The following is a 13,531-nucleotide window of genomic DNA, read 5'->3' on the forward strand; positions in this document are numbered from 1 at the left end:
CGTCGTCACGTAGATGGGGTACGACGTATGTCAATTCGCACCCGTCTCCCCGGAATCCACGAGAACCCCGAGGACGCCGACTGGCTCCATCTGGGCGATGACGAGACGATCCGGTGGATCGGGCGGCCGTCGCGATACACCATCGCGATGGCGCTCGGGACCGCACTCCTGCTCGCGATCGCCGGCATCGTGCTCACCGTCTGGCTGGTCTCGGTCGTGGACGAGGGCGACGCCCCCGTCTGGGTCGGCTACCTCCCGCTCGTCCTCACGACGGTCGGTCTCGTCTGGGCCGTGCGCACCTACCTCGACTGGGTTCGCCTCCTCTACGTCATCACCGACGAGGAGATCTACGTGAAACACGGTCTCGTCTCGCGTGACGTCACGCAGGTACGCCTGAGCCGCGTCCAGAACACGGCCTACTCGCAGTCGACCGTCGAGCGCCTGCTCTCCTATGGGGACGTCGAGATCTTCACCGCTGGGACGGGCACCCAGGACATCGTCTTCGAGACCGTCCCCCATCCGGTACGGGTCACGGAGATCCTCACGACGGTGTTGGGCGAATGGGACCACGGCGACGGCCTTCGCTAGATCCTCATGGATGCGATCGTCAAGAGTGTGATGCTTTCCGTCGATCTATTGATACTGAACGCGATCGTCATCCGAACCCATTGTTCGTCGTGAAGAACGTCTTCAGAATTTGTCCTGAAACAGAGCGTAGACGGCTCCGAGTACCATGCCATACACGACGTGTCTGATCAAACCGTCTACTACGAGGAACCGGACGGCCGGTACGCTCGAAACACCGATCAGTTCTAGGCCGATTGACGCGACCACTGGAAGGGGGATGAACCACGTCAGCAGCCCGTAACCGAAACCGATCACCGTACCCATCATCAGACTGTCAATAGTCACTGAGGAGTTGGATACGATGACCGCGAAGAGAAGCCCCAGCGCGAGACCGCTAGCGAGATCGGGTGCCCATCCCGCGATCTGGTGACTCGGGAGGAGTTCTCCGGTCTGATAGGCTTGTCGACTCATCCGTCCCAATTCGAATATGATCTGTCCACTGATACCACCGATCGTACCAGCGATCCATGCTCGATCATTCGTTTTGTTCAGTATGTGAAAAATCCGTTTCGGTATCATAGCTCTCGAGAGAAGCCGAAATCGGTAGCCACTTCAGGTTACCATCGATGGTTACTCCGTGTCTGTAACGGAGATTCGCACGCCAGTAGTCGGTTTGTGAGTCCTGCCGCTTGTGGTGGCGGGACGGAGCGATACGAACGGATACGCCGCGCCGGGAGGAGAAACTCTTGATCAAGGGTGCTTATGTCAGCCGGATCGGGTTTCAGGAGACGCAGGACAGGATCGCTCCGATCGCACGGGATGCGATGCACGTGCCGAGATCAGGACGATTCTTCCTCGAGATATCCGGAGGCGAGGATACTCGCGGGTAGTGCGACCAAACCGACGCCGATCACGGCGATGATCGCACCGAGGAACTTACCGGCGGGCGTAATCGGGTAGACATCGCCGTATCCGACCGTCGTTAACGTTATTACTGCCCACCAGAGCGTCGCCGGCACGCTCGAAAATGTCTCCGGTTGTGCGTCCTTCTCTAGAAAGTACATCAGGTGGGAGGCGACGGTTATCAGAAGCGACGAACCGGCCGCTGCCAGCAACAGGTCATCGCGCTTCTTCCGGATCACGCGAATGAAGCGCTGCATCGCCTCGGAGTACCGTACGAGCTTGAATAACCGGAGGAACCGGAACAGCTGAAGTGCACGCAAAAACCGGAGATCGGAGACGAAGACGGCGGCGCCGAGATAGAACGGGAGGATCGCGAACAGATCAACCAGCAGATACGGACGACACGCGTACCGCAGACGGTCGATAATGGGTCGTGAGTATCCCTCGAGTACCGACGCGGACCAGAGTCGGAGCCCGTATTCGACCGTGAAGAGGGCAACTGACGTGACCTCGATGACGTAGAACGCGCGGTGGTACTGCTGGAAAACCCCGTCCACCGTGGCGAGGGCGACGGTAATGGTGTTAAGAACTATCAGCCCTGCGATCAGCCAGTCGACCATTCGGCTGAGCTTCCCGCCTTCGTCTACGGTCAGGAGCGTATGGACGTACTCTTTCGTGCTGTAGTGTTCCATTGAAGATGATCTCGGGGTTCGCGGATCGAGAGATCCCGATGAGATGGCCCTGTGTGACTGCAGAGGGGGCGTTCTCGTGCTACTGAGCGTAGCCACGAGTCATAGACCTGAAACGACCGCTTCGACCCTCCTTAGAGGAGCGCCACCGCCTCAAGACGGTTGGTTCCGATCGACGGGTGGATATCGGCGCGGTGGGGGTACTACATACCAAAGGTTATCGGCAGCGGTGGCTGGAGGAGTAGCACGACGAGACCTGCAAGCATTGCGGCGGTTCCGGCAGCAACGGCGACTTCCTTACCCCACGTAGCTGGGATGCGCTCGACGGTAGCGATGGCAGCCAGCGCGATCATCCACAGAAAGTTCATACTGCCGAAGAACGGCATCAAAAGGAAGAAGAATCCGAAACAGACGAGAACACAGTTTCCTCCGTGGTTCACACCTCTCCGAAGCGCTTTCATTATCCTGTCATTATGGGGCTCGATGCGCGAACAGCAGGTTCGCAGTCGTCGCTGTTTGAACGACGACAGCTGGTAGAGACCAGTGAGCACGAGCACACCGCCGATGACGAGATGGGGATACGTCCGCGTGAGATCGTAGATTCCACCAGGGAGCAACCATTGAACGGTTAGCGGAACGACTCCGGTGATTCCCCAGATGACGCTATAACTGGCGAGAAACGCCGCTACAGCCCTCCCAACGGCCGCTGGGGAGCCCTCATGGGCGTCAGCGTAGTCACGAGTGAACCGCATCATTGCTGGATACATCATCGCCCCCATCATCACTCCCCACATCACGAGGTAGTCAACGATGGGTTGGAAGCCATCGAGCCGCAGAGTTGCGAGCTCCATCGCCCCTGGAGCGATCATGGGAAGGCCCTGATCCATGAGCCATGCCATACCTGGCATCGGCACGTGATTGGTGTACAGAGCTGTCCACCAGATCAGATCGAGGACGATCAGGCCGATGACGACTCCGCTCGTGCGAGTCACTGAAACCTCGAAGAGGCTGAATACGGCTCGATTCTTCAGATCGTGCTTTCGCAAAAAACTTGCTATCATAACAAACTCGTGTAAAATACTCGTCAGACGACGGTTCGGCGACGGCTTTACTCTACTCGGCCAGGTTCATATCCGATTTCGGCGACTGTCCTTCGAACCCGATCCCGCGTCTTCGGTTCACCCATTACCGCTACTTCACCCGTGATCGCATCTGCATTGACCTCCATTACGCCGCTGAGACGAGTGAGCTCACGCTCGAGAAGCGTTTCACATCCCTCGCAACTCATGTCGTAGACCTCGATCGTGTACTCTATCATCTGCATTCTCAAGTCATCTCCATAATTAAAAAATTCCAAACAACTAATACAAAGACACTATGTATAGATGAACTAATTCGCGCAATGAAACGCGTCTCGAGGTGACGGTAGCGGAGAGCGAAGACCTCCGTTTACGATCTCACTATTCCTACCTGTAGAGAAGCAAGTCATCGAACGGAGAGTACCTCTGTCCTCGAGGAGCAAGCCGGATCGCGGATCGGTCGATATCGCGATCAGATATGAACTTCCCCGGAAGCGACCATTTGTCAGAGCGCGTGCCAAACGGATCCTCAATATATCTACACTGTGACAACAATTGAATAGCGTGCGTCCACAAGCGAAGATGGCGAAGCAGTATGACCAAACGCTATCACCCAAAACACCACTGCCAGAACTGTGGGGAACGGCTGTTGCTACGACCCTGCCTCAACTGTTCCTGTCGTTCCGAAGTCGATTCGATGTCCTACGCCCCTCGATAGTACCACCCACCAACAACGAGCGGCACCCTCCCTTCTCTCTCCTGAAGCGATATCTCGACATGATCCGCTCCCTCCGGTCGTCTCGATACGCTCGTCTACTTATCGAGCTACGATCGGCACAAGCGGTTGTTCCAATGCCTGTACTTGAGAAACGGATCCGATCAAAGCCGGGTACCACTCCGAAGATGCGAGTGGATCACATGCAGCGCGTGCACCTGAAGTCCGTTTCGATCGGTAATGCCTACTGCTGGTGGGTTTCAATGCTAATCCTCCCGGTCAACCAGATACTGGTTTACGAGGTGGTCAACGAAGATTCCGAAGAGGATGAGTGAACTAACACTCGCCAACAGGGACTGCAATCCCGTCTGCGGTCTAATGACCGCATACTGGTAGTAGAGTGAAAGGAGAATTACGAATTGTTCGGTGAACGTAAACTCCATTAGGATCGGGACCCCGTGTTCGGAATCGATGTCGACATCGATATCCGTCCCGAGCAGTTCGATGTCGAAATCGAACACGTCTCGATCGGAAACGTATGTTCGTACGAGTATAGCGACTATGTAACCACTGAGAACGATGCTCTCTGGTGAAACGAGCGCTGTACCGTTGAAGAAGAACGTCTTTAACATTGATGGTCTAATATGGCTTTGGACTCCGGAACGGCTGAAACGGTTCCTGCTTGAGAGACGCCCTTACAGGGTTATGCGCCGAGAAATGGGACGACGGCTTCGCGTTGGTGGTAATACAGGGAATCGACGAGCCAGGAAACTGATACGGATGACTATCACTACCGGTCGACCGATCCCTAATCCACGGGCTCTGGTGTCAACGTGAGACCTCGTTTAGTCGGACCGCACGTCCGTTCCTACCGGAGGCGTAGACCGCTTCGATGACTCGCTGTACCGTAAGCGCCTGTTCCAGGGTACCGACCGGAGCGGATCTCCTTCCTAACGCTCTATCGACGAACGCTCGCGCCTGATCTCGATATGGATCGTTTGGTTCTAATGACGGCCGGTTAGTGACGTCGCTCTCGGCGTTCCGGCCGCCGTATAGCGTTACCGTCTCATCGTTTAGCTGGAAGTGAGCACCTCCGTCGGTACCGCGAACGATGAACTCCATGCTCGGATCCCGATTCGCCGTCCACGCTACCTCTGTCGAAACGGTTCGTCCACCAGCAAGGCGTAGAAACGCGCTTGCCGACAGCTCGACGCCCGAACCGTTCGGTGAATTCGAGCCGGTACGTGTCGTATTCTCGGAACTGTTCTCCAGGTCCGTTGATCGTTGAGGCCGAGTCGTTCCCGTGGCTTCGACGACGTCGAAAGAGTTCAGGAGATGAAGTGCGAGATCAATGGTGTGAGGTCCGATGTCGGTGAGTGCGCCGCCCCCCGCGAGTTCCTCGTCAGTCATCCAGGATCCGACGGGAGTCCCCTGCTGGCGAACGTAGTTCGCTTCGACGTGAGTGAGACGTCCGAACCAGCCCTTATCTCGATACGACGCCACCGTTCGCACAGCGTTCCGAAACCGGTTGTGGAACCCGACTGTACAGGTGCCCTTCGATCGCCGTCCGGCGTTCGCGATTCGCTCCGCGCTGTCCAGATCGTGAGCTAACGGTTTCTCTATGAACACGTCGAGGCCGCTCCTGAGCGCAGGAACGGCTACGGATTCGTGGAACCTCGGCGGGGTCGTGACGACGACGGCATCGAGGGTGGTCTCGAGCAACCGCTCCGGGTCCTCGTAAGGCTTCGCGGCGAAGGCGTTCGCAAAGCGTGTACGAGCCTTCGGATCAATGTCCGCGCCCGCTGCAACCTCGTGACCTAACCGAGAGAACTGCCTTGCATGGCTCCAACCCATGTTTCCCAATCCTACGAATCCGATTCGCACGACATCGATGGATTCCTTGATAGCGTTTTTCATGGCAGCGTAGATTACGTTGGTTCCGCCACTCAGCCGGTCCGATCGGTCCATAGTTGGTTGACGGTTCGAGTCCGATGCGTCGATTCACGATTCCTTCAACGCTCGAGCACGATACCGCCAGCACCAATGGCAACGTCGACCTCTCCCAGGGCAACGGCCCGCAGATCCGCTTCGGTAGGAGACGATATCGGTTCCCATCCAGCCGAGGGGACCCGGTGATAGATCCGTCCCTCCGCTCCGACCGCGATGGTCTCATCAGTAGACTGATCAATGCCGTGAAGAGCGACGGAGCCCGCACTAACCGGGGTCCAGTTCTCGCAGGGACGATCATAACGATAGATCCGACCATTACCGCCTGCGACCAACAGGGTCTCCTCGTCCGCGTACAGGTCGAAGAAGTTGACCTGTGCGTTCTGGATGCCGATGTCCTCCCAGTCCTCCTCTGCTTCCACGAAGACGTTACCGCTGGTGTCGATGGCATAGGGCGTCCCGCCACCGAAATCGAGCGCCGGAATGGTCGATCCACTGCCCGGTTTTACCGCCTCGCCGTACTGGGAACATCCGTCCCCATCGATCGTGATAGGGAACACCTCTCCCGAGCCGTTGGCTACTCGGAGTCGCTCATCATCATCCGCGTCCGTGACGGCAATCGCCTCCCAGGTGCTCGTCCGCTCTTCAGGTGCGGAGTAATCGTATTTTCGCCCGGTTTCTATGTCGTACATGCCCAACGCACCGCTCGAGCCGGCGAACCAAACCCGCTTGCCGTCGCTCGTGACGTCGATTGCGGTAAGGGTGTTGTGTTTCGTCGCGGGACCGGAATCGATGCGCAGATCCCATGATCCCTCGTTCCGTCGAAATACGTTCCCTTCCGCACCAACGACGTAGGGTCCCTCAACGGTTTGGACGACGTCGTGAAGCGATTTCGAGGTGGGGGTTTCTACAATGCTCCATTCACCGTCTCCGTCGTCATCTGGCGCCTGATTCTCGGAGTCCGAGTCGGTCTCTTGCTGCGAATTTCCTCCGCGAATTCGATGCACGAACGAGGACACTGATTCCTTTAGACTCATTAGTAGATATACATCCGTCACTAATCGAACGATCGACCGTTCTCCCGACGAGGGATCACCTCCCTCTTGAGCGTTAGAAGGCGATGATTCCGACGCCACGATACGCAAGACCGGATGGAATCCATGCCAGCAGGCCGACTACGACCGCAGCCGGCCAGTCAGTGGGTGTATACCGCTTGACGATTACGATCCATGCCAACGGCGGTAGAACTAATCCTATGACAGGAACCCAACCGAAAAAGACGTGGATGATTGCCCATACGAACGTTCCTAGAACTGCTATGGCGATCGCTCGGTATGGTGTTACCGCCTGTTCGTGGGACGTTACCTGCTCAACGGCCAAATAGGAGAGTCCGAAGTAGATTCCTGGCGCCGTCACGACCAACACCGCAACGACGCCGAGAACCGCAGCCAGCAGGAGACTCATCCTCGTCCTCCCTCATATCCGGTCGAAGTCGAACCGGACGGATGAACGGCAAACGCCTTTGTGTGGCTGTCCTCTCTCACCTGTTTTACGGTCCTCTCTGCGACTTTCCAGTCGTTTTTAGGTTTAGCTGCCAAGTTGATATTCTGATGCATACATTGACACATACTTACGTTTCCCGTCCTATACTGTTAGAATCGGCTCGACGCTTCCGATGCGGCCACTGTCTCGCCGAACGCAATAACAACGAGGTGAGAGGCCGCTGACGCCCATCCTTCACGATCACCTCCGTGAGAATTCGTCACAACATCCGCAACGGCGACTGGCGGCGGCTGCCGCCAAAGCCGCGCTCGGGGCTTGATCCCGTACGTCGGCCTGATTACCGAACGCGGTATTGAACTGCGTGTACATGGCTGATCTCGAACGAGCGTTTCCCGGACCTTGAAAGGAGTCGGTTACCTGAGACGCCTCTCGAACCACTGCCATTCACGAGTGAACATACCGTTCTGCTTGAGATTCCAGACATCGGCGTCCGTAATCCTCTCGCCGGTTCGGAGGGATTTGACCATGTTCAAGAGCCAGAGTATCTGTCCGAACCCCATGACGTATGCACCGACCGTTGCGAGCTGTTGGAGTGGCGCGAACTGGAGGGGGTACGTTGCTGATCGGCGCGGCAACCCCTGCATTCCTAGCAGGAGTAGAATGCCGAACGTAACGAGAGCGCCGATCATCGTCAACCAGAAGTGAGCCATCGCTAGGTTACGATCATAGTGCTGACCGGTGAGCAGCGGGAACCAGTAATAGCATGCACCAAAGAGAGCGAAAACGATCATCCCCACTAGAATGAAATGAAAGTGACCGACGACATAGTAGGTGCCGTGGTAGCGGAGATTGACGGGCAATGCCGCGAGAAACACCCCGGTAATACCGCCGAGATTGAAGTTGAAGATCGCTCCCGTACAGAACAGCAGTGGCGGTGTCACCTGAACCCGTCCGTCCCACAGCGTCGCAATCCAGTTGAACACTTTCACCGCACTCGGTAGTGCGATAGCGAGAGTTACGGCCATGAAGGAGGAACGAATCCGAGGATCGACGCCGGTCGTGAACATGTGGTGGCCCCACACACCAAACGAGAGGACGCCGATTGCGAGCGTCGAATAGACGACGAACTTGAAGCCGAACAGTGTCCGACCCGTAAACTTGGGGAGAATCAGACTAATAAGGCCCATGGCGGGAAGCGTGAGAATGTACACCTCCGGATGGCCGAAGAACCAGAACAGATGCTGATAGAGGATGTATCCGCCCCCCTCAACCGTAAAGAAGGTCGTTCCCACGTTGCGATCCAGGAGTATCATCAGGAGCACGGCGCCCAGTATGGGAAAGGCGAAGACCACAATCCCACTTGTGGTCAGTATCGTCCAGGAGAAAATGTCGAGACGTTCCCAGCCGACGTCCTCATCGCGCTGGATCATGATTGTGACGATGAAATTAATCGCGCTTAGGATCGTGCTCACTCCGCTCAAGTGCAGTCCCAGCAGAACCAGATCGATCGTGAGGTTTAGCTCTCGAATGGAGAGCGGCGGATAAAACGTCCAGCCGGTCATCGGGGGTCTGATTGCGACGATCCCGAGCGTGTTCGCCAGAATTCCCGATCGCATCAACAGGAGCGCCATCGGAAGAAGCCAGAACGCGACGGCATTCACGCGGGGAAACGCCATGTCATCGGCCCCTACCAGCAACGGTACCAAGTGATTACTAAGTCCGAAGGCGACCGGCGTTGCAAAGAGAAACAACATCGACAGTCCATGGGTCGTAAACAACGCGTTGTACGTCTCCACCCCCCAAATGCCCGCGGTCGGTGTGAGGAGCTCAGTCCGTACCATGATCGCGTCCGTAGCGCCCCACAGTCCGACGAAACCGCCGAAAACGAGATAGAGGTAGCCGATGTCCTTGTGATCGACGGTCGTCATCCACCGCTGTAGACCATTCGGCTTCGAGTACGAGCTATTTTCCTCCATCTCACGCCTCAGTGGATCGGATCAGCTTCAGTCTTGATACCAGGGCCATTCGAGAGAAGCGGCTATCCGGTTAGGGGCTGTACCGTGAACTCCATGAACTCGCGGACGCCCAGTATTCCGATGACGGTTGCGAGCACGAAGGCGAATATCGGACTGATCGCGTAGATCGCCCCTCCGATTAGCGCGCTGGGAATCGTGAGGACGTCTCGGACCAGACGGTATGACTCGGTACCTTTATCGCCACCCCCGCGACCTGTTTCGGCAGCGATTAACGCCTCCCGCGCTGGACGTCCAGCGAAACGAAGCCCGAAAATCGCGAACAGAATGCCGAGCGAGAGTGGCGTCGTCGCCATACCGATGAGCACCAGGGGAAACAGCGCAGAGATGAAAAAACTCGCAAACACGGTTCCGCAGCGGCCGTTTCGTGAGGTGAAGTAACTTACGGGTACGGTTGCTATTAACCCGGTAGAGACTTCTAGGAATATTAGCACACCGAAGAACGCGCTGGCACTGAGTTGATATCCGAACAGGTGGGCGTTGAACTCCAGAACACTGGTGACGGTGACGACGATGAAAACAGAGACCATTCCGAGAGCGAACTGAACCAGCGTATCGCCGATCAACAGTGGTCGAAGTCCATCGGGAAGCGACCGTACCTCCGAGAGGATCGCTGTCCACCCCCTGAATTGTCGCGTCGATACGGTTCTAGGTTCCGTATCGGCGTGATAGTAGATGACCGCTGCGGTTACGCCGGCAGCAGCGGTAACGGCGAGAATCACTTGAAACCCGATAACGAATCCGGGGACGGCAGCGAGTAAGGCGGTCACGAGCAGTATCCCGGCTACCAGACCACCCAGCTGAACCAGCTTGGTCCTGAGGCGGGACTCGGGCATGTGCTCGCGAAGCCAGCTGTTGCCCGTTATACCAATGGTCTCGAGCCCAATGGGTCGCCATGATCCGATGAGAACGACTCCGAGGAGGACGTAGACCCACGCTGGTATCGGTTCGAGTCGCCCTAACTGTGGTGCGATAAGCCAGAGGAGTAGGCCCGATGAGGCTATCGTCCCCATCAGAGCCAAGCTATCGACGCTATTTGACGTCTTTTGAAAGTACCGCCAGAGATAGGGATACGAAACGGCTAGCAGCATAACCACGCTACCGAACAATCCAATGATAGCGGGATGAGCCCCCAGTAGTCGTAGATACTCCGGTATGTACCGGCTTATCACGTAGATCAGGACGGTAAACATGACCGCTATCGCCGATATTGAAGAGAAATTCGATTCACATCCATCAACACGTTCGATAAGTCGTCTAATTTTATCTAACATAGTCAGATACTGTGGCTAGATCACTCGAAGATAACTTCACGAGCGTACCTCATCACTCCATCCGCGATCCGTCTCTGATCGTCCGATATGACTCCCATAGTCGCCGCTTGAGTTTTCTAATACCCTGCCAAAGCAGCCGCAGGGCGACTCCCAATTCATCGAATCCCGACCGAAACGACGCCAACGCTTCGTCGGTTTGGTCGCTAGCCTCGTCGAACGAACGCAGCAGTTCCCGAACGCCAGCATCGACAATCTCACCGGATTCCTTGACCTGATTGAGTACACGTTCGAGCCGTGTCGGGACGTTCCAGATCCACTGTTCGAGTCGGTTCGGCCCATACGCCAGGTATACCTGTCCGAGAAAAACCGGTGTGAAGAGTAGATTCAACGCCGTAGTGTACTCTCCGGAGACGTGTCCGCCAACCTCACCCTGGACTGGAATCAATCCCAAACCGCCCATGAGATAGTGAACGACGACACCGGCGAGTACCGCAGCGAGAAACAATGCACTGAACAGCACTGTGGCCAGACGCCAACCGTAATATTTCCGATATAAATTGGTCAGGGGAGGGATGATCATGTCGGCATAGACGAACGCAAGAACGCTCCCAAACGGTAGCCCGTTCGTCCAGAGCACGAGTGCAAAGGGAACGTTCCCGATGGAACACATGAACGTGAGAACTCCGATGAGAACCGCTATTGCGGTGTTGAGAACTACCAGCGAGAACGTCCCTTCCGCGCTGAATAGTGCTTCCCACCAAGAAGCGGGAACGAACGCACCAACGAAGCCAGCAAGAACGAAACCGATGGCGATGTCCACCCAGAGCATATCCCACTCTTTGATCGTCGTTCTTGCCGCCGTCTTCCAGCCCTGAACGGACGATATCGTCTCCAACCACGAGCGGTCCTCCGAACGTTCCACCTGTGATTCGTACGCGCTGAGACACCCTGTACAGCAGAACTGCTCAAGATCACCGTCGAAATGCTGTGTAATACCCTCGTCAGCCGGCGTATCGACCGTCATCCCGCAGGCTGCACATTCGGCCTCCTCCCTCTTATGGAGGTGCGCGCGGGCATCCTCGAACCACCGCATAGGGACGACGTGTTTGAACGATATGATCAACAGGATGACAACGATGATGCCACCGATGTACTCGCCGACCACGAACTGCCAGCCGAGCAGTACCCATATCACCAATCCGAGCTCGATGACGAGGTTGGTACTGGCGAACATGAAGGCGCCCAGGCTGGCGACGCCCGATGCTCCCTTCTTGAACAGGGTCTTGCTGGTGCTGACGGCGGAATATGAGCAACTCGACGAGGCTGCTCCGAAGAGCGTCCCCAAACCGACCTCTTTCCACCCTCGTCCTCCTAGCGTGCGCGTCATTTGTTTCTCGCTCACGAACGCTTCGATGGCTCCGGCAAGCGTGAAGCCGAGAACGAGCGCCCACCAGGTCTCCCAAGCCATCCGAACCGTGAGCTCGAGAGCCTCTAGTAAGGTCGTTCCGAGAGACAGGAATACAGTTACTTGATCCATTGTAGGATGCTGATGTGGCTCGAATCGACGCTGAATGCGGTTATCTGGCTACCAACGATCGCTCTCAATTAACAACGTGATGGCTGCTGAGCTGATGGTCGTATTCCCCGACTATACGACTGACTGGTGTTACGAACGGGCGCTCCTCCCGCGGAAGATACGGACGCTAGGCTGATCCGATCAGGGATCACCCATGCCGACACTACTGCATGTCCCCCGGATCCGACGTACGAGCCTCGATACAAGGCGCAGCCATAAAACGCGTTCGAGCGTGCAGAACGTTACACTGTGTAGCGTCCAGTCTCGTTGTAATGACCGAAATGACCGCGATTCGTAACCGTCGAAACGGCAAGGTTACCGGAACCGTTCGAGGATTAGGCCCCCATCACCGACCGCGACATCAGCGTAATCGGTCGTGCCGAGCGTGACCCCGCGTAAGGTCTTCGAGGTGGGCGTGTTCTGTGATTTCCACTTGGAATCTGTGAACTCATAGACGGCCCCACTTGCACCGACGACGAATCCCCGGTCCCTCGAGCGATCTATGGCGTTGAGTCCGTTCCTACCGACCTCCAACCGGAGCCAGTCGAATCCGTTGTAGAGGAAGATCGATCCCTCCCCCGTCACGACGTTGATTGTCTGTGCGTTCAGTGCTACGACGTCATTGAGCGCCGAATCCGAGCTCCGGATGCCGATCCGCTGCCACTCGTCGCCTCCGGCGGTTCCGTAGACGCCACCGTTTCCATCGGTAATGAACCCGGCGCCGTCAGTGAATTCGACGGCAGTCGGCTCCGTTCCGTTTCCGGGTTTAGTGACCTCTCTCCAGTCGATGTCTCCGTTTCGATTCGTTCCAGACAACAGTTCACCCGATCCGTTGATCAGATGAATCCGTTCCTCCCCTGCTCGTCCGACGACAGCGATGTCTTCCCAACTACTCGTTTTTTCCTTCGGTGCCGAGCGATCCGTCCCCTCCCCGTTGAGTACGTCACGTTGGCCAACCGCCCCACTACTGCCGGCAAACCAGACATGTCGACCGTCGTCGGTGACGGCCGCTCCGGACAACCGATTCGCCGCACTAGCTGGACCGTCCTCAGAGACGACCTCCCACTCATCCGAGCGACGGGCTACGATTTTGCCCGCCTCGCCGACAGCATACGGTCCTTCGAAAGTCACAACGACATCGTATAGGGTTTCTTCAATCGGCGAGTCGATTTCGTTCCAGCCGTATTCAGCGTCGTCTCCGTCTCCGAGACAGCCGCCGAGTCCGGTTAGAACCATAGAGGTTCC

The 13,531-nt window shown here is 56.7% G+C and carries 13 protein-coding genes; 1 reads left to right on the forward strand and 12 read right to left on the reverse strand.

Going from position 1 to position 13,531, the window contains the following annotated elements:
• Positions 1-27 precede the first annotated feature (27 nt).
• Positions 28-588, forward strand: coding sequence for a PH domain-containing protein (locus V0Z78_RS03310; RefSeq protein WP_336343198.1), 561 nt, complete (start codon positions 28-30; stop codon positions 586-588).
• Between the two features lie 102 nt (positions 589-690).
• Here V0Z78_RS03310 and V0Z78_RS03315 read toward each other — a convergent pair whose 3' ends face one another.
• From V0Z78_RS03315 to V0Z78_RS03370, 12 genes are all read right to left on the reverse strand, one after another.
• Positions 691-1,038, reverse strand: a complete 348-nt coding sequence (locus V0Z78_RS03315) for a hypothetical protein (RefSeq protein ID WP_336343199.1) — start codon at positions 1,036-1,038, stop codon at positions 691-693.
• Between the two features lie 368 nt (positions 1,039-1,406).
• A complete protein-coding gene (locus tag V0Z78_RS03320; RefSeq protein WP_336343200.1) occupies positions 1,407-2,162 on the reverse strand; it encodes an ion transporter in 756 nt (251 codons plus the stop codon).
• 200 nt (positions 2,163-2,362) lie between these two features.
• Positions 2,363-3,151 carry a DUF2182 domain-containing protein gene (locus V0Z78_RS03325; protein WP_336343201.1) on the reverse strand — a complete coding sequence of 263 codons (789 nt, stop codon included), beginning with the start codon at positions 3,149-3,151 and terminating at the stop codon, positions 2,363-2,365.
• Positions 3,152-3,267: 116 nt separating this feature from the next.
• Positions 3,268-3,483 (reverse strand): heavy-metal-associated domain-containing protein, encoded by a 216-nt coding sequence (locus V0Z78_RS03330; protein WP_336343202.1) that lies wholly within the window; start codon positions 3,481-3,483, stop codon positions 3,268-3,270.
• 736 nt (positions 3,484-4,219) lie between these two features.
• A complete protein-coding gene (locus tag V0Z78_RS03335; protein ID WP_336343203.1) occupies positions 4,220-4,585 on the reverse strand; it encodes a hypothetical protein in 366 nt (121 codons plus the stop codon).
• Positions 4,586-4,781: 196 nt separating this feature from the next.
• Positions 4,782-5,921: a Gfo/Idh/MocA family protein gene (locus V0Z78_RS03340; protein WP_336343204.1), complete on the reverse strand. Its 1,140-nt coding sequence runs from the start codon at positions 5,919-5,921 to the stop codon at positions 4,782-4,784.
• A gap of 44 nt (positions 5,922-5,965) precedes the next feature.
• Positions 5,966-6,919 carry a hypothetical protein gene (locus V0Z78_RS03345; protein WP_336343205.1) on the reverse strand — a complete coding sequence of 318 codons (954 nt, stop codon included), beginning with the start codon at positions 6,917-6,919 and terminating at the stop codon, positions 5,966-5,968.
• Between the two features lie 91 nt (positions 6,920-7,010).
• Positions 7,011-7,364, reverse strand: a complete 354-nt coding sequence (locus tag V0Z78_RS03350) for a hypothetical protein (protein WP_336343206.1) — start codon at positions 7,362-7,364, stop codon at positions 7,011-7,013.
• Positions 7,365-7,816: 452 nt separating this feature from the next.
• On the reverse strand, positions 7,817-9,379 hold the full coding sequence (locus tag V0Z78_RS03355) for a cbb3-type cytochrome c oxidase subunit I (RefSeq protein ID WP_336343207.1): 1,563 nt from the start codon (positions 9,377-9,379) through the stop codon (positions 7,817-7,819).
• A gap of 62 nt (positions 9,380-9,441) precedes the next feature.
• The gene (locus tag V0Z78_RS03360) at positions 9,442-10,629 is read right to left on the reverse strand and encodes an MFS transporter (protein ID WP_336343208.1); all 1,188 of its coding nucleotides are present in this window, start codon (positions 10,627-10,629) and stop codon (positions 9,442-9,444) included.
• A 133-nt stretch (positions 10,630-10,762) separates the two neighbouring features.
• Positions 10,763-12,247, reverse strand: coding sequence for a permease (locus tag V0Z78_RS03365; protein ID WP_336343209.1), 1,485 nt, complete (start codon positions 12,245-12,247; stop codon positions 10,763-10,765).
• 354 nt (positions 12,248-12,601) lie between these two features.
• Positions 12,602-13,522 carry a beta propeller repeat protein gene (locus V0Z78_RS03370; RefSeq protein WP_336343210.1) on the reverse strand — a complete coding sequence of 307 codons (921 nt, stop codon included), beginning with the start codon at positions 13,520-13,522 and terminating at the stop codon, positions 12,602-12,604.
• Between the last annotated feature and the right edge of the window lie 9 nt (positions 13,523-13,531).

It is taken from the genome of Halalkalicoccus sp. CG83, from assembly GCF_037081715.1.
Lineage (GTDB): Archaea > Halobacteriota > Halobacteria > Halobacteriales > Halalkalicoccaceae > Halalkalicoccus > Halalkalicoccus ordinarius.

What these genes read in the sequence shown, in the direction of transcription:
- V0Z78_RS03310 (WP_336343198.1), top strand. Translation starts at nt 28, where the DNA reads ATGTCAATTCGCACCCGTCTCCCCGGAATCCACGAGAACCCCGAGGAC.
- V0Z78_RS03315 (WP_336343199.1), bottom strand. Translation starts at nt 1,038, where the DNA reads ATGAGTCGACAAGCCTATCAGACCGGAGAACTCCTCCCGAGTCACCAG.
- V0Z78_RS03320 (WP_336343200.1), bottom strand. Translation starts at nt 2,162, where the DNA reads ATGGAACACTACAGCACGAAAGAGTACGTCCATACGCTCCTGACCGTA.
- V0Z78_RS03330 (WP_336343202.1), bottom strand. Translation starts at nt 3,483, where the DNA reads ATGCAGATGATAGAGTACACGATCGAGGTCTACGACATGAGTTGCGAG.
- V0Z78_RS03335 (WP_336343203.1), bottom strand. Translation starts at nt 4,585, where the DNA reads ATGTTAAAGACGTTCTTCTTCAACGGTACAGCGCTCGTTTCACCAGAG.
- V0Z78_RS03340 (WP_336343204.1), bottom strand. Translation starts at nt 5,921, where the DNA reads ATGGACCGATCGGACCGGCTGAGTGGCGGAACCAACGTAATCTACGCT.
- V0Z78_RS03350 (WP_336343206.1), bottom strand. Translation starts at nt 7,364, where the DNA reads ATGAGTCTCCTGCTGGCTGCGGTTCTCGGCGTCGTTGCGGTGTTGGTC.
- V0Z78_RS03355 (WP_336343207.1), bottom strand. Translation starts at nt 9,379, where the DNA reads ATGGAGGAAAATAGCTCGTACTCGAAGCCGAATGGTCTACAGCGGTGG.
- V0Z78_RS03360 (WP_336343208.1), bottom strand. Translation starts at nt 10,629, where the DNA reads ATGTTTACCGTCCTGATCTACGTGATAAGCCGGTACATACCGGAGTAT.
- V0Z78_RS03365 (WP_336343209.1), bottom strand. Translation starts at nt 12,247, where the DNA reads ATGGATCAAGTAACTGTATTCCTGTCTCTCGGAACGACCTTACTAGAG.
- V0Z78_RS03370 (WP_336343210.1), bottom strand. Translation starts at nt 13,522, where the DNA reads ATGGTTCTAACCGGACTCGGCGGCTGTCTCGGAGACGGAGACGACGCT.